13 protein-coding genes and 1 pseudogene are annotated in these 15987 nt (G+C 73.0%); 7 read left to right on the top strand and 7 right to left on the bottom strand.

All coding sequences use genetic code 11. The annotated features are described in order from the left end of the window. Positions 1-30 precede the first annotated feature (30 nt). Both ACWGJO_RS06285 and ACWGJO_RS06290 read right to left on the bottom strand, forming a co-directional pair. Positions 31-924: a DNA-binding protein gene (locus tag ACWGJO_RS06285; protein ID WP_452182445.1), complete on the bottom strand. Its 894-nt coding sequence runs from the start codon at positions 922-924 to the stop codon at positions 31-33. Between the two features lie 240 nt (positions 925-1164). Then, positions 1165-1449, bottom strand: a pseudogene (locus tag ACWGJO_RS06290) (helix-turn-helix domain-containing protein); the annotation flags it as partial. Positions 1450-2291: 842 nt separating this feature from the next. On the opposite strand from ACWGJO_RS06290, the gene ACWGJO_RS06295 reads away from it, so the two are divergent. Continuing rightward, a complete protein-coding gene (locus ACWGJO_RS06295; protein WP_452182416.1) occupies positions 2292-2819 on the top strand; it encodes a hypothetical protein in 528 nt (175 codons plus the stop codon). Between the two features lie 453 nt (positions 2820-3272). On the opposite strand, the gene ACWGJO_RS06300 is transcribed toward ACWGJO_RS06295, so the two are convergent. Both ACWGJO_RS06300 and ACWGJO_RS06305 read right to left on the bottom strand, forming a co-directional pair. Beyond that, a complete protein-coding gene (locus tag ACWGJO_RS06300; protein WP_452182417.1) occupies positions 3273-3989 on the bottom strand; it encodes a flavodoxin family protein in 717 nt (238 codons plus the stop codon). Between the two features lie 215 nt (positions 3990-4204). Then, complete coding sequence (locus ACWGJO_RS06305) at positions 4205-4990, bottom strand: class I SAM-dependent methyltransferase (RefSeq protein WP_452182418.1); 786 nt, start codon at positions 4988-4990, stop codon at positions 4205-4207. Positions 4991-5187: 197 nt separating this feature from the next. On the opposite strand from ACWGJO_RS06305, the gene ACWGJO_RS06310 reads away from it, so the two are divergent. The 3 genes from ACWGJO_RS06310 (at position 5188) to ACWGJO_RS06320 (ending at position 11043) form a co-directional block, all read left to right on the top strand. Beyond that, positions 5188-6987, top strand: coding sequence for an RNA ligase family protein (locus tag ACWGJO_RS06310; protein ID WP_452182419.1), 1800 nt, complete (start codon positions 5188-5190; stop codon positions 6985-6987). Next, on the top strand, positions 6987-9926 hold the full coding sequence (locus ACWGJO_RS06315; RefSeq protein ID WP_452182420.1) for an RNA repair domain-containing protein: 2940 nt from the start codon (positions 6987-6989) through the stop codon (positions 9924-9926). The genes ACWGJO_RS06310 and ACWGJO_RS06315 overlap by 1 nt, the downstream gene beginning before the upstream one ends. A gap of 226 nt (positions 9927-10152) precedes the next feature. Then, complete coding sequence (locus ACWGJO_RS06320; protein ID WP_452182421.1) at positions 10153-11043, top strand: transglutaminase-like domain-containing protein; 891 nt, start codon at positions 10153-10155, stop codon at positions 11041-11043. Positions 11044-11093: 50 nt separating this feature from the next. Here ACWGJO_RS06320 and ACWGJO_RS06325 read toward each other — a convergent pair whose 3' ends face one another. Then, the gene (locus tag ACWGJO_RS06325) at positions 11094-11600 is read right to left on the bottom strand and encodes an ArsR/SmtB family transcription factor (RefSeq protein ID WP_452182422.1); all 507 of its coding nucleotides are present in this window, start codon (positions 11598-11600) and stop codon (positions 11094-11096) included. Between the two features lie 58 nt (positions 11601-11658). On the opposite strand from ACWGJO_RS06325, the gene ACWGJO_RS06330 reads away from it, so the two are divergent. The 3 genes from ACWGJO_RS06330 to ACWGJO_RS06340 all read left to right on the top strand — a co-directional run bounded on the left by ACWGJO_RS06330 (position 11659) and on the right by ACWGJO_RS06340 (position 14614). Beyond that, positions 11659-12570, top strand: coding sequence for a S41 family peptidase (locus ACWGJO_RS06330; protein ID WP_452182423.1), 912 nt, complete (start codon positions 11659-11661; stop codon positions 12568-12570). 122 nt (positions 12571-12692) lie between these two features. Next, complete coding sequence (locus ACWGJO_RS06335; protein WP_452182424.1) at positions 12693-13286, top strand: ArsR/SmtB family transcription factor; 594 nt, start codon at positions 12693-12695, stop codon at positions 13284-13286. Positions 13287-13324: 38 nt separating this feature from the next. Beyond that, positions 13325-14614, top strand: coding sequence for an MFS transporter (locus ACWGJO_RS06340; RefSeq protein WP_452182425.1), 1290 nt, complete (start codon positions 13325-13327; stop codon positions 14612-14614). Between the two features lie 23 nt (positions 14615-14637). Here the strand turns inward: ACWGJO_RS06340 and ACWGJO_RS06345 are convergent, their stop codons facing one another. Together ACWGJO_RS06345 and ACWGJO_RS06350 are read right to left on the bottom strand one after the other, a co-directional pair. Further along, the gene (locus tag ACWGJO_RS06345; protein ID WP_452182426.1) at positions 14638-15198 is read right to left on the bottom strand and encodes a cytochrome P450; all 561 of its coding nucleotides are present in this window, start codon (positions 15196-15198) and stop codon (positions 14638-14640) included. Between the two features lie 256 nt (positions 15199-15454). Beyond that, positions 15455-15715 carry a cytochrome P450 gene (locus ACWGJO_RS06350; RefSeq protein ID WP_452182427.1) on the bottom strand — a complete coding sequence of 87 codons (261 nt, stop codon included), beginning with the start codon at positions 15713-15715 and terminating at the stop codon, positions 15455-15457. Between the last annotated feature and the right edge of the window lie 272 nt (positions 15716-15987).

Here is a 15987-nt window from a genome sequence, read left to right on the forward strand (position 1 = left end):
TGAGGGCGGAGAGCGGACCGCGGGCACGGTTCAGGGGTGCAACGCGGTAGCAAGCAGTGGCTGAAGATCCCGAACGCTCCGGTTCGCCCGGAAGCGGTGCAGTTCCCGGGCAAGCCGCCGGACGTCGGTCTGGATGGTGGCGGACCTCAGTGCCGGAACGAAGGGAAGGAGCTCCGAAGCGATTTCGCAGGCTCGCTCCGGCTCTCCACTGGCAGCGTGTGCGAGGGCACGTCGAACGCCGTATCGTGCACGACTGCGGACTGCGGTTCCAGGAATTCTCGGGCATTCACGGTCAAGCACCTCGGCGGCCTGGTCGGCTCGGCCGAGGTCGTACAGGCACCATCCGGTGACCATGGCTGCCGGGTCGGCCAGGCTGACGGTGCCGAGGACGGGTGCACCCTCATCGGCCTCCGCACCGGCGATGGCCAGTAGGTTCCGGGCGCGTTCCAAGCTGCGCCGACAGGCGTAGTCGTCCCCGGCGAGGGCGTGCCCCTGGGCCTCACGCTGAGCTGCGAGGCCGCGAATTCTGGGCGGCAGGCTGCCGCTCTGTGCCGACCCGACGAGCTGTACGGTCTGGGTCGCATCGCCTGCGTAGAAAGCGATCAGCGCGCGCCGAACCAGGACGTACGAGGCGAGATGGCGGTCGCCTCCAACCTCCGCGAGTTCGACGGCCTGGGCGGTCCACCAGAGCGCCAAGGAGTCGTCGCCGGCCTCCTGGGCCATCCAGCCCGCGTACTCGGCATATCGGGCGGCGAGCACGAGCAGTCGGCTGCGGTTCGCTGCGTCGGCTTGGGTCGCGAGGTCACCCAGAGTCTGGGTCTGGACAGTGAGTAGGGGGAGCAGCGTACCGGGGGCACTGGTCTGGCCGAGACGCCGCATCTGGTCGAATTGATCCCGGAAGATCTCGGCCGGAGCGAATTCCACTGCCGTTCCTACGCGGCCGGTCGCCGTGAATGCGGCCGGCCGCAGAGGGGCAGCAAGGTCGCCGCCGAGCAGAGATGACGCTCCGACAGCAAGGAGTCGACGCCGCCCGAGGCTTCCGGAAGATCGGCCACCTCCATGTTCGGCCAGTGACAGCGGGTTCTCTACGGCTTCGGTCCTAGCGGCCCCCGCGGGGCGAGGTTCCCGGGGCGAGGCCGTCAGGAACTGCTCGAGTTCGCCACCGGCGTCGAGCTGAGCGTCGCATCGACGGGCGAGTTCCGGCGGCGGCGCCTTGTGGCCGCGTTCGATCTTGCTGAGGTGGCCTTTGCTGTAACTGAGCAGTTCAGCAAGTCGGGTGAGTGTCAACCCTGCGGCGAGCCGCCGTTTGCGAAGTTCTGGACCAAACTCGCCGCACCGCTCCATGGGCACTCTCATGCCAACCCCCAGTTCCCCGGATCCAACCGCATAGACGCCCGTCGTGACGTGAGCTGGAAGCAGACCTCCTCGCTTCCGGCTGAATCTTGACATGCGAACGTGCCGCTTAAGCGGGGATCAGCCGGGTTTCCCGTTTCCTCTTTCTGTTCGAATCACGTTGCAAACAAAACGAGTTAGCGATATTTCCATCAGCACGACTGTGCTACCCACGGGGAACGGGCGGCCCTCCGACTGAGGCCGACACTCAGAGATGCCCTGGCCTCCGAGTCAACAACACCAACCGCAACAGCGGCCTCAGTGTCTCCTCCCCCATCACCTATCGGCATCCGCCCCAACAGCCAAAGAATCCTTGCGGCATGGCCGACCTAGCGGACACGAGCTCCGTCACCGAAGACGCTCACCCGACAGCCGGCGCAGGCCAGTGCCGACCGAACCCGGTGCCGTTGGCCGGGCCTACCCACCACATTCGCCAGAGCGTCCGCAAGAGAACGGAACCTGTTGGCCTCCATGGAGGCCAACAGGCCCCAGAGGCAACACCGGAAGAGGACTGGGCAGTGAGCTGGCCCCACCAGATGGGTAGTGAGCAACCTGCGACTGGAACGCGGACCACGCGGAACCGCCACGATCATCAAGACGCCCTCATCAACTGCGCGGCATCTGAGACAGGACCCACCCGCGCGGGAGCGTCTATCGCCCGGGATGACCTATGCGTTTTCCCCGGAACAGACGGGCCAATGTCGTTCCGCCGGATACCACCGGCAGGATTGGGTCCATGGTCTCCGAGGCATCCTGGGAGTCTGCCTGGTGCGGACACCCCGAATCCGGTGACGGCCGGCTAGGAGGGTTCGTGTATGGGCCATAGGGGCAGTCCGGCTCGAACTGGCTCAGCAAGCAGGCTAGAAGTGGCTTGTTGACGGAATGGAGGGGACAAAGTGATGGACATCAATACCTGGACCACGGTCGGCACGAGCGCGGTAGCTGTAGTCGGCACGCTCTCCGGGACGCTGCTCGCCGGCTGGATGAACAGCCGCACGTCCCGCGCTGCGCAGGCTCTGGCCGATGCCAAGGACCGACGTAGTGAGGTCGTAAGCAGCGTAACTGCTCTCGTAGCAGCCCTAGAAGACCACCGCCGAGCCCAGATGATACGAGCCAAGGGGATGGCTCGAGCTCTCGCCGCAACCGGTGACGTCGCGGTGGCCGACGAACAGTACACCCCGGCCGTTCACCAGACCCGCAGCGCAGTCTCCGGCCCGAACGCTACTCTGCGGATCATTTGCCCGGAGCTAGCGGAGGCTGCCGAGCAGGCGGTCCGGGCAACCTTCGCGATCAGGGATGCCGCGAACCTCGCCGAGGCCGAGCCTCTGCGTCTCCAGTCGAAGCTCTTCTGCGACGCACTGGTCTCAGAAGCCAGTCAACTCCTCGCCCACAGCGACTGGCCGGGGTCTGTACAGCCAGTGACGTAACTCGTCCAAAGATGCTTCATCCGTCGCGGGCCTCAGTCATGGCCGCCCCCGGATGTGGGAGTTGTTCCTCGGCGTTCTGGCCAAGAGGCACTGACGCCGCGGCTCAGCAGCCTTGTCCGCAAAGTCATAGGTCAAAGCAGCAACCGACACTCCAGAGCACGGCGCCCGCCACCAGCAGGCCCTCGATCTCGAACTCGAACCGGACCACTACGCCGCACCCTGCTCGACCAGCTGCGCACGAACCCGATTCCACACACCGTCAATCAGCTCAAGAAGTACGCCCTCCTGGAGACCGTCTATCGCCCCGCCCAGGTGATACCACTGTTGAGGCGGATGCGCGACGAACGGGACATCGACGTCTCGCCAGGCCGGATCATCGAAACCAGCACGGTCGCAACCCTCCACCAGAACGCCCTCACCTGAGCCCCATCGGATCGGTCAGAGGTGTCGGGTTCAGCGGTGCTCGGGGTTGTCGAAGTCGAAGCGGCAGCCGGCGTCCCACTCGGAGCGCTGGTTGCCGTGGGCCGGGATGCCGCCGGCGTCCTTCAGCATGCGGGCGAGGTGGAGCTGGTTCCAGGTCATGAAGGTGGTGTTGCGGTTGGTGAAGTCGTTCTCCGGCCCGCCCGACCCGGGGTCCAGGTAGGACGGCCCGGGGCCCGCCTCCCCCACCCACCCCGCGTCGGCCTGGGGCGGGATGGTGTAGCCCAGGTGCTGGAGGCTGTAGAGGACGTTCATCGCGCAGTGCTTGGCGCCGTCCTCGTTGCCGGTGATCAGACAGCCGCCGACCCGGCCGTAGTAGGCGTACTGGCCCTCGGAGTTGAGGATCGACGAGCAGGCGTAGAGCCGCTCGATCACCTTCTTCATCACGGAGGAGTTGTCGCCCAGCCACACGGGCCCGGCCAGCGTGAGGATGTCGGCGGCCATCACCTGGGAGTAGATCACCGGCCACTCGTCGGTCTCCCAGCCGTGCTCGGTCATGTCCGGCCAGACGCCCGTGGCGATGTCGATGTCCACCGCCCGCAGGACGTCGACCGCGACGCCCTGGCGTTCCAGGATGCCGGTGCTGACGTCGATCAGGCCCTGGGTGTGGCTGCGCTCCGGGGAGCGCTTGAGCGTGCAGTTGATCACCAGGGCGCGCAGGTCGGCGTACGACGTCGGCGTGTCCGGCACGGGGTCCTCCCTCGGTCCGTCGGGGAGGCCGGTCGGGTCGCGGACTCCCGGCACAGCTCACCAGGTCGGCGGGGCGGACGCGCGCGCGGTTGGGCCGGTCGCCTGACGACACGCCGCCCGGCCGCTGGGCGGTCGGGTGCGCCGGTTGCTGACGGGGGCGGCTGCGGCGAGGGGCCGCTGCCGCCGGCGTCCCCCAGCGGGCCCCGGAGGGCGGCTCAGGACCGGGCGGCGCGGCGGATGATGAGCATGTCCTGGGTGTGGCCGATGGCGAAGCCGCCGGTGGGGAGGGCGAAGTGGTCCTGGACGTAGGCGGCCAGGGCCGTGCGGGAGGGGCGGGGGTCGAGGGTGGCCAGGTCGGCGACGTTGACCATGAACTCGGCGACGTCCACGGCCGCGGTGAGGTCGGGCGCGCGGTAGTGGAGGTCGAGGGTTTCGAGGGCGTAGCCGTGCTCGGGGTGGAGCTCGCGCAGGCGGTCGGCGAGCGGGCGGAGGTCGTAGCGGGCGCCGGTGAAGTGCGCGGCCATCCGCATGCAGGGGCTCTCCGGGTTCTGCAGCACGACCAGGAGGGTGCCGCCGGGGGCCGTCCAGTCCAGGGCGCGGTTGAGGGTGCGGAGCCAGTCCGCCTCGGGCACGTAGTAGAGCACGTGGGAGAGGTGGACGAGGTCGGCCCGCTCGGGCGGGTCGGCCCGGTCGAGCGGGTCGGGGAGGACCAGGGCGTCGGGGCAGACCTCGGCCAGCTTCTCGCGCATCGCGGCGCTGGGTTCCACCGCGATCACGCGGTCGAAGGAGCGGCTCAGGTAGGCGGTGGTGCGGCCGTCGCCCGCGCCGAGGTCGAGCAGGACCCGGCGGTGCGGCAGGGTGGCCACGATCTCGCTCAGCCGGTCGTGGGTGATCGGCTTCTCGTCCGTTCCGGCGAGGAACAGTTCGAACGCCCGGCGGTAGTCGGCGCTCGTCACGTCCAGCACCCGGACCGGGTCCTCGTCCTTCGTCCTCGTCTCCACCGGTCGGCCTCCCCTGTTGACGTTGTGTCGGGTCGCGTCATTGGACCCCGGGGGCGCGGTCCGGTGGTGCAGGGACGTTCCTGCCCGCGTGTCGGCCAGGTCCTTCGACACCTGGGACCCGCCGTTTAATCGGTGGCCCGGGCTCGGCGGCGGCTCCTACAGTGTCGGCCGGATCAAGAACGCCCAGGGAGCAGGACATGCGTGTGCACTACCCCCGGACGCCGCATCTGCCCTGGTCACCGGGCGCCGCGGCGGACGACGTACGGACCGGGGATCTGTCCGCGCTGGCCGGCGCCGAGGTCGTCGTCACCGAGAAGCTCGACGGCGAGAACACCACGCTCTACCGTGACGGCCTGCACGCCCGCTCGCTGGACTCCGCCCATCACCCCTCCCGCGCCTGGGTGAAGGGCCTCCAGGGGCGGATCGCCCCGCGCGTCCCGGAGGGCTGGCGGATCTGCGGCGAGAACGTGTTCGCCCGGCATTCGATCCCGTACACCGATCTGGAGAGCTGGTTCTACGGCTTCTCGGTCTGGACGGGCGGCGAACGCGACGGCAGGAACAACCGCCGCGACGACGGCCACGACGACAGCCGGGACGACGGCCGCGACCACTGCCTGGACTGGGACGACACCGTCCGCTTCCTGCGCCGCCTCGGCGTCCCCACCCCGCGGGTGCTGTGGCGCGGCCGCTACGACGAACGGGCCCTGCGCGCCCTGCGGTTGGACCTCGACCGGCAGGAGGGGTACGTGGTGCGGACGGTCCGGGGCTTCTCCCGGGCCGAGTTCGGCGAGCGGGTCGCCAAGTGGGTCCGCCCGCGGCATGTGCGCACCGACACCCACTGGATGCACGCCGCCGTGGTGGAGAACGGGCTCGGCCCGGGTGCGGCGCTCTGGGCCGTACGCTCCGGTGCGCTGCCCGAACCGACCGCCCTCGCGGCCGCCCTGGACCTTCCCGAACTCACCTTCCCACCCGAGGAGTTGGCCGAGGTGTCGGCCCGGCTGGACGAACTGGGCCGGGGCGGGGACGCCCGGCTGGCCGGCGTGCTCGCCACCGCGCTGCGCACCGCCCGCCGGCAGTCGCTGGCGCCGCGGCTGGCCGGGCCGCTCGGCCTGCCGCTGGCCCGGCGGGTCGCCGACCTGGTCGGGCTGCACCCGGCCCTCCAGCAGCCGTACCCGGACGGGGAGCGCCGCGCCGGGCTGGTCCGGCTCTCGGCCGCCACCGACCTCGGGGTGCTGCACGCCGTCGCCGCGACCGCCGCCCCCGGACGGGCGGAGCGCGAGCAGGTCGCCTGGTCGGCGCTGCACGCCGAGGACGCCGGGCTGCTCGACGGGGCTCCGCTCGCCCGGTTGCGGGCCGGGCTGCGCGAGGCGCTGGCCGGACTGGACCGCGACGCCGCCGACCGCTGCTGGGCCCAGGCCCGCGAGGCGTACGCCCTCGGCCGGATCGCCACCGCCGAGGAGGCCGTGGCGGCCACCTGGCGCTGGCGCGACGGCCGCTTTCCCCGGCTGGTCCACCTGTGCGGCCCCTCCGGCAGTGGCAAGAGCTGCTTCGCCGCCGGGCTCACCGGCGTGACCGCCCGGATCTCGCTGGACGACCTGCGCGCCGCCCGGGGCTCGCGCGCCGACCAGCGCGACAACGCCGAGGTGCTGCGCGAGGGGCTGGCCCGGCTGGACGCCGCCCTGTGCACCCCGGGCGACGGCGAGGCGGCCACCGCGGTCTGGGACGCCACCTCGCTCAACCGCCAGCAGCGCTCCCACGTCCACGCCGTCGCCCAGCGCCGCGACGCCCTGATCACCCAGGTGGTGCTGATGGTCGGCGAGGACGAGCTGGTGCGCCGCAACGCCGTCCGCCCGCACCCGGTGCCCGCCGAGGTGCTCACCGCACAGCTGCACCGCTTCGGCCCGCCCTACCCCGGCCAGGCGCACCGCACCTGGTACGTCGGCCCCGGTGGCATCGTGGAGGACACGGCGGGCACGCTCGACGAGGAGGAGGCGTGATGCGCCCCATCGAACAGATCTGCCAGCGGATCCGCTGGGACGCCCGCTTCGACCCGTCCCGGTTCACCCTGGGCGTGCGCCAGCGCGACGACCGCACCGAGCGCGTCCCGCTGGAGGCCTTCGCCGCCTCGGGCGAGATCCCCTGGCACCGGGTGCACTGGGTCGAGGCCGACGGTGTACGGGTCTGGGACCGCGCCTCGGGCGTGGACCTGCTCGACTCCACCGAGGCCGGGCGCCGCACCGACCCGCCCCTGCTGCCCTCGCCCTTCTTCACCGCGACCGTCCCGCACGCCTGGCATCCGGGCGGCGGCTGGCGGCCCGCCGGGGCCGGCCCGGACACCCGGGTGGCCACCGGCACCCCGGCGGCCACGCACGTCCCGGCGGCCACCGGCCTGCGCGTGGTCACCTGGAACACCCTGTGGGACCGCTACGACGCCGACCGGATCGCCACCGCCCGCCGCCGGCCCCTGCTGCTCGCCGCCCTGGAGGCCGCCGACGCCGACGTCATCGCCCTCCAGGAGGTGGAGCCCGCCCTGGTCGCCCTGCTGCTGGCGGCCCCCTGGATCCGCGCCGGGTACACCCTGGGCGCAGACCCGCTCGGGCCGGACGTCGACGACCACGGCCTGCTGCTGCTCAGCCGGCTGCCGGTGGCCGCGGCCGGGCGGCACGCGCTGGGCCCGCACAAGGCCGTCACCGCCCTCTCGGTACGGACCGGCGGCACGCCGCTGACCGTCGCCGCCGTCCACCTCAGCAGCGACCACTCGCCGGACGGCGCCGCCCGCCGCCGCTCCGAACTCGCCCGGCTCGCTGAGGGGTTGGCGGGCGTGGAGGGCGAACTGCTGCTGCTCGGGGACTTCAACGACGGCCGCTCCGGCCCGGCCGGCCCGGCCGCCGCGCTCGGCCTGCGGGACGCCTGGACCCAGGTGCACGGACCGGCCGACGACACCGCCACCTTCGACCCGACGGCCAACCCGCTCGCCGCGGTCTCCTCGCTGACCGGCCGCCCGGGCCGCCTGGACCGCGTCCTGCACCGCGCCGACGGCACCCGTGCCACCGCGGCCGTCCTGCTCGGCGACCGCCCGGCCGGGGACGGGCTCCTGCCCTCCGACCACTACGGCGTGGCCGTGGACCTCGCGCTCGACCACGAGGACCCGGACAACGGCCCGCCGGACGTCCTCGACGCCGCACCCACCGCCCGCACCGCCGTCGCCTGGCTGCCGCCCGAGGAGCTGTGGCCGCCGATCCAGCGCCTGCGCGAGGCCTACGACCCACAGCTGCACCGCTGGCCCCCGCACGTCAACCTGCTGTTCGGCTTCGTCCCGGAGTCCGAATTCGACCGCGCCCTGCCGCTGCTCGGTGCGGCCGCCGCCGAGACGGCACCGTTCACCGCGCGGCTGGAGGGCGTGCACACCTTCGGGCACCGCGAGGACGCCACCGTCTGGCTGGACCCGGCCGCCGGCTCCCCCGCGCCCTGGGCGGCGCTGCGGCACGCGCTGGAGCGCCGCTTCCCGCGTTGCCGCGGCCGGGCGGAGGGCTTCACCCCGCACCTGACCCTCGGGCGCAGCGACGAGCCCCAGCCGGTGGCCGCCGACTGCGCGGCCCGGCTCCCCGGGGCCTCCGCCCGGGTCGGCGAGCTGGTGGTGCTCTCCCGCCGGGGCGCCGAGCCGATGCGGCCGCGCGCGGTGGTCTCGCTGGGGACGGGCGAGGTGCGGCCGGTGCCCGAGCAGCCGATCGCCTCGCCGTCCCCGGAGTCGCCGCAACGCACCTCCACCGCCCGGGCGTTGGCCCGGCGCATCGCGGCGGCTCTGCCCGAGGGCGTGGTGCACACCGTCGGCTCCCGGCGGCTCGGCTGCCAGCTGGACGGGGCCGATCTCGACCTGGTGGCGGCGCTTCCCGGCCCTGCCGATCTGCCCGCCGTCCGCGCCCGGGTGGCGGCCGCGCTGCCGGGGGCCCGCGGGCTGCGCGAGGTGCGCGGCGCCCGGGTGCCGGGGCTCCGGCTGACCGCCGACAGCCTGGCGGTGGACCTCGTGGTGGTCTTCACCGGCGCGCTCGACCCGGCCCGAGCCGTCGAGCGCCGCAGGGAGTTGGGCGAGGCCGAGGCCGTCGCGCTGAGCGCGGTCACGGACGCCGAGGCGATCCTGACGGCGCTCGGCGACCGGCACGCCCGCTTCGTCCGGCTGGCCCGCCAGGTCAGGGCCTGGGCCCGGGCGCGCGGCCTGGACTCCGCTCCGTTCGGCCAACTCCCCTCGCTCGCCTGGTCGGTGCTGGCCGCCCGGACGGTCCTGGAGGCGACCGGCAGCCCCGAGGAGGAGCTCTTCCGGCGCTTCACCGGGACCTGGGCGAGCTGGGACTGGCGCCGGCCCGTCGCCCTCACCGACGACCCGCTGCCGGCCTCTCCGGGCCCGCTCACCGTCCTCACCCCCTCCGCCCCGGTCCGCAGCTGCACCACCCAGGTCGGCGCCGACACCCGCGATCTGCTCAGCGAGGAGCTCTACCGCGCCTGGGAACTGACCACCGAGGCCGCCGAGACCGGGGAAGCCACCGAGACCGCCGAGGCCGGGGAAGCCGGCGATCAGACCGGGACGGCCGCCGGAAGCCCGTGGCCCGCCCTGCTCGCCGCTCCCCCGCTGCACCGCCGGCACGCCGCCTGGGCCGTGGTCGGCACCGACGAGGAGTCACTCGGCCTCGTCCGGGGCCGTATCCGCGCCCTGCTGGCCGCCCTGGAGGACGCGGGGGCCACTCGGCTGCACGCCTGGCCCCACCCGTACCGGACGGCCGACGGCCGCGCCCACCTCCCGATCGGCCTCGGCCCCATGCCGCTCTCCGCCGAGCGGCTCGCCCCGCTCGCCAGGGCCTGGTCCCGTACCCTGCCCGGAGTCCGGGTCGAGTACCTCGACGGCGGCGCCGTCCCCACCCCGGCCCGCCAACCGCCCGACTGAACCGCCCGACCCGCCCGACCCGCCCGACCCGCCCGACCCGCCGAAGCGTCCCGATCGACCCGACCACGCCCTCCCACCGGACGACCCCCATCCGCCGAACGACACCGATCTGCCGAACCACCCCTGCCCATCGGGCTCTTCTGGACAATCGCCCCCGAAATTTGCCACGGTGAGCACCAGCGGCCCAGCCATCGATCATGCGGCCGAAGCCCCATGGGAGCTCCCCGTGCCCTCCGCCGACTTCCCCGCGTTCTACCTCGGACAGAGCGTCTTCTCCGACCCCGGCGCCCACCTCCCCCGCTACGCCGATCTCCCCAAGGACCCCCGCCGACTCGCCCGGATCGCCCGGAACCTGATCATCCATCGCCTCGAAGGCTGGCTGTTCCACCACCCCATCCCGGCGAACCGGCTCCACCACGACGCCGAGACCCGCTACCTCGACGACATCCTGCACCTGATCACCGACCGCGACCCGGCCCCGCTCAGCCATCCCCGGGCGCCCGCCGACCGCTTCGTCGGCGTCTGCCGGGACCTGGCGCTGCTGCACTGCTCCTTCCTGCGCCACGTCGGCATCCCCGCCCGGTTGCGCTGCGGTTTCGCCGGCTACCTCGGCCCGGACGGCTTCCACTGCGACCACGTGGCCACCGAGTACTGGGACGACCGGCGGGGCTGGCTGCTCGCCGATCCGCAGCTGGCCGACCCGAAGGTCGCCGCCGCCTGGCGGGTGGACTTCGACCCGATGGACGTTCCGCGCGACCGCTTCCTGGTCGCCGGCCGGGCCTGGCGCACGATCCGCTCCGACCGGGCGGCCGCCGGTTCCTTCGGCGTCCACCCGCCCGAGGAGGGCCCGCTCAACGGCGCGTGGTTCGTCGCCCACTCCACCCGGCTCGACCTCGCGGCCCTGAACAAGGTCGAGACCCTCCTCTGGGACACCTGGGGCACCGGCTCCACCAACACCCCCCACGCCCCGTACGACGAGGTCGCCCACCTGACCGTCGGCCCGGTCGACCTCCGCGCCGTCCGCCGGCTCTTCTCCGAGCACGACGCGCTGCGCACCCCGAAGACCGTCCTGTCCCTGGCCCCCTTCAACGGCCCCCGCGAGGTCACCCTGCGCTGACGGCCCCCGGCCCCTCTCCCCCTCGCCCCTCCTGGCGGAGCAGCCCGCTCCTACGCCCCGGCCTGCTGGTAGAGCGTCACCAGGAGGCCGTACACCGGCTCGCCCTCCGTGTCCTCCTCCGTCTCGTCGACCAGTCCGGCCAGCGCCTCGACGAGCCGCGCAGCCTTGGCCGGGCTGAGTCGGAGGTGGCGCAGTGCCAGAAGGTGGTCGGCGGGCGAGCGGTCCAGCTCCTGGGCGACGGCGCCGAACAGCGCGGCCGTGCCCTCGACCTGCGGTTCGGCGACGAAGAAGCGATCGGCGGTCCGCCGGTAGTACTTCTCGGTGCCGCCGCGCACCCGTCGCGTTCCCGCGTCCTGGACCAGCCCCGCCTCGCCCAGCACCCTGAGGTGGTGCGAGACGCTGCCCTTGTTCGCCCCGAGCTGCGCGGCGAGCCGGCTGATCGTCGACGGACGGCTGCTCAGGGCGAAGAGCAGGCGCTGGCGCAGGGGGTGGGCGAGCGCGGCGTGCTGCAGCGGCGCGCTGATCTGCTGGATGGTCTCGTCCGGTCGGTGACTCACCTGATCAAGCGTTAAGTATGGTTGACGCTTTGGCAAGTCGCTGGTCTACTGCCTCTCCATGACCTCCACCACATCGCCGTCCGCCCTGGACACCGTCACCGTCACCGAGTCGATAGCCGACCTGGTCTGTGAGAACTACGTCTTCCCCGACGTCGCCCGGCAACTGGCGGACCTGCTGAGGCGCCGGAGCGCCGAGGGCGCCTACCGGACCGAATCCGCCGAGGAGTTGTCCGAAGCGGTCACCACCGACCTGCGGTCCGTCAACGGCGACCTGCACCTGGGCCTCAAGTACCACGCCGCACCGGTGCCGCCGGAGCCGGGTGCGGCGGTACTCGCCATGGTGCGGAGGGAGTTCGACACCTACCTGAACGGCGTTCCCCGCGTGGAACTCCTCGACCACGGCGTCGCGGTCCTGGAGATCGGACCCAAGCTGTTCCCGCTGGACTGGGCGGCACCGCCGCTGACCGCGGCGCTCTCCCTGGTGGCCCCCGCCCGCGCCCTCATCCTGGACCTGCGCCGCAACACCGGCGGCGACCCGAACACGGTCGCCTTCGTCTGCGGCTACCTGCTCGACGGCCGCACCCACCTGAACACCATGTTCTCGCGGAAGGACGAGGTGGGCGCGCAGTCCTGGACGCCCCCCTTCGTCCCCGGCACCCGCTTCGGCGGCACCAAGCCGATCTACGTGCTGACGAGCGCCGACACCTTCTCCGGCGGCGAGGAACTCGCCTACGACCTGCAGCAGCTCGGCCGCGCCGAGGTCGTCGGGGAGGTCACCCGTGGCGGCGCCCACCCGCGCCAGGGCTGGACGGTGCACCCGCACCTGGAGCTCAGCGTGCCCTTCGCCCGCGCGGTCAACCCGGTCTCGGGCACCAACTGGGAGGGCGTCGGCGTCCAGCCCGACGTCCCCTGCGACGCCGGTGCCGCACTCGACCGCGCCCTGGCCCTGGCCGCGGCGCGCCTGGCGTAGGCGTGCGCCTGCCAGAGCCTGTCTGACGTTCGGTTCCGGGTGCTCTGCTCGAGGAGTTCGCAGGGACGCGAAGATCTGAAATTTTTATTGCGCAATTTTTCCTTCAGATCTATCGTCGACGCATGCCCGAGAAGCCCCGGCCCGACCGGATCACCGACCTGTCCCGCCTGAAGGCGTTCACCAACCCGCTGCGGATGCAGCTCTACCGTCTGCTCTACGCCTCCGGCAGCGCGACCGCCTCCCAGCTCGCGGAGCAGGTCGACCAGGCTCCGTCCCTGGTCAGCTATCACCTGCGCAAGCTCGCCGAACAGGGCTTCGTCACCGAGGCGAGCGCCCGGCGCAGCGACGGCCGGGAGCGGTGGTGGGAGGTCGCCTCCGAGGAGGGCTGGGGCTTCCGCGAGTCCGACCTCGCCGGCACGCCCGAGGGCGCGGCCGTCGTCAACGCGGTGACCAAGGGCCTGGTCGACTCCCGGGTCGCCCAGTACCGCGCCTACCTCGACCAGAGCGCCGCCTGGGGCAAGGAGTGGACCGATGCGGCCTTCACCTCCGAGTGGCTGCTCGACCTCACCGCCGCCGAACTCTCCGAGATGGAACAGGAGTTGCAGGCCCTCGCCCGGCGCTGGCGGGAACGCGGCAAGGCCGCCGGGGCGGCCGGCGACACCGCGGGCCGCGAGCACGTGTCCGTCCACCTGTACGGGTTCCCCTTCCGCCCCTGACGCCGGCGCCGCCGTGTCCCAGCCCTCCGGAGTCCCCGATGGTCCTCGCCGAACCGCCCCTCTCCCACCGGATCGCCGCGCCGCCCGCCCACCGCGACGGCAATGTGCTGCGCTGGCTCGCCGCGTACACCGCCTCCCTGATCGGCGACAGCGTCTACTTCGCGGCCCTCGCCTGGTCCGCCCAGCGCTCCGCCGGCCCCACCGAGATCGGCCTGGTCATGGCCGCGGGCGCCGCCCCGCGCGCCCTGCTCATGCTCGGCGGCGGCGTCCTGGCCGATCGGCTCGACCCCCGCCGGGTGGTCCTCGGCAGCGACGCCGTGCGCTGTCTGCTCATCCTCGCGGTGGCCGCCGGCATCGCCCTGACCGCGCCCGCGCTCTGGCTGCTCGTCGCGGTGGCGCTCGTCTTCGGCGCCGTGGACGCCCTGTTCGTCCCCGCCGTCGGCGCCCTCCCGCCCCGGATCACCGGCCCCGACCAGCTGGCCCGGGTCACCGGCCTGCGCTCGCTGTCGATGCGCCTCGGCCAGATCGCCGGACCGCCGCTCGGCGGCCTGGCCATGGGCCTGGGCGGCCCGGCCGCCGCCTTCGCCGTCGCCGGACTGCTCTTCGCGCTCTCCCTGCCGCTCCTGCTCTCCGTCCGGATCAGTCCGCTCGAAGCCCCTCCGGGTGACACCACGTCCGGGGGCGGCACCCCGCCCCGGCCCGGCACCGCGCGCGCCGAACTCCTCGACGGGCTGCGCTACATCCGCCGCCATCCCCTGATCGGCCCGCTGGTCGCGGCCGGGGCGGTCTGCGAACTCGGCCTCGCAGGCACCCTCAACGTCGGCATGGTGCTGCTCAACGCCGAGCGCGGCTGGGGCCCGTCCGGCTACGGCTGGATCGTCGGATGCTTCGGCGCCGGGGCCGCCGCCAGTGCCGCGCTGCTCGCGGTCGCCGGGCGGCTCCCCCGGGCCGGCCTGACCATGGCGGGCACCCTGCTGGCGGGCAGCGTCGGTGCGGCGGCCATGGCGCTCGTGCCGCAGCTGTGGGCCGCCGCCGTCCTCGCCGCCCTGGTCGGTCTGAGCGCGGGCGTCTTCGGGAGCCTGGACAGTACCCTCATCCAGACCTCCGCCGACCCCGCCTACCTGGGCCGGGTCACTTCCGTCACCATGCTCACCATGGTCGGTCTCGCCCCGCTCGCCTATCCGCTGGTCGGCGCCGCCGTCGGGGCCTGGGGCACCGCCCCGGTCTTCGTCGGCTGCGGGGCCCTCTCCTGCCTCGGCGCCGCCCTCGCCCTCGCCTCTCCCGCCGTCCGCCGCGCGGAGCTCCCCCGCGCGGGGCTCCCCCGCTGAAGGGCGCCGGCCCCGCGGGCCCGTCACCAGGTGACCGGGAACTCCTCGACGCCGTAGACCGTCGACCCCTCACGGAAGCGGAGCTCGGCCTCGGGGACGGCGAGCCGCAGGGTCGGGAAGCGCCGCAGCAGAGCCGGCAGGGCCACCCTCAGTTCCAGCCGGGCCAGTTGCTGGCCGAGGCACTGGTGGGCGCCGAAGCCGAAGGACAGCTGGGCGACCGGACGGCGGCGCAGGTCGAGGTCGTCCGGCTGCTCCGGGACGAGTTCGGGGTCGCGGTTCGCGGTCAGCGGGGAGAGCAGGACGTGCTCGCCCTCGGCGATCCGGTGGCCGTTGACCTCGACGTCGGCCACGGCGGCGCGCAGGAGCGGTGCGGGGATGGCGAGATGGCGCAGCAGTTCCTCCACCGCCGTACCGATGGCCTCGGGGTCGTCACGGAGGACGGCGAGCTGGTCCGGGTGGCGGAGCAACGCCGGCACGCTCAGGGCGAGTTGGGTCGCTGTGGTCTCGTGTCCGCCGACGAGGAGGGTGGTGCCGAAGCCGATGAGCTCCTCGTCGGTGAGCTCCGCGCCGTGCTGACGCACCACCGCGCCCAGCACGCCGTCCCCCGGGGGTGGCCCGGTTGCGGGCCACGATGTCCGCCATGGCCTCGTTCAACTCGGCCGAGGCGGGGATCAGTCGACCGGCGTCGGCGGTCCCGTCCATGATCACCCGGGAGCAGCGCTGGAACATCGCCCTGGTCCCGTACGGGACGTCGAGCAGATCGCCGGCGAGGCTCGGCCACGGCCGCGGCGCCGTCCGGGCGTTCGGTGCTGAACAGGGTCGACACGAGCATGACCGTCATCATCCGGCGCAGTCCCGCTCGGAGGTGATGATGCCGTTCCCGATGAATGGCCGCGCGACGTCGAACAGCAGTCCTTTGCCGAACTTCCTGCTCTGCTTCAGGAGAACGTCGTGGACGGCCTCCGGTGAGTTCAGGACGAACACCGGACGATTCCCGAGGAATATCCTGACGATGTCGCCCCGGGACCTGACCGACTGCAGGAACTCCACCCGCTGGACGGCCAGCCGCGGCAGGTGGCCGAACGGCGCGAATTCCCCCACCTCCCCGCGTGTTTCAGGCCACCCGTTCCGGATTGGACCGGGACGCCGTCCGCGCCCCGCCGTTAGCCTCGGGCGCGCCGCCCAGTCGATCAACGGAGAATCGTCATGCACCCCGAACTCGCCGCCGATCTGAGCCGGTTGCCGGAACTCCTGGAGGAGACCCGGCAGCGTGCGCTCGCCTTCCTGGAGACCCTCGACGAACGGCCCGCGATCGGACGGGCCGGCGCGGAGCAGGGCGGCGCGGAGCAGAGCGGCGCGGAGCAGGGCGGCGC

The organism is Kitasatospora sp. NPDC054795, from assembly GCF_053611565.1.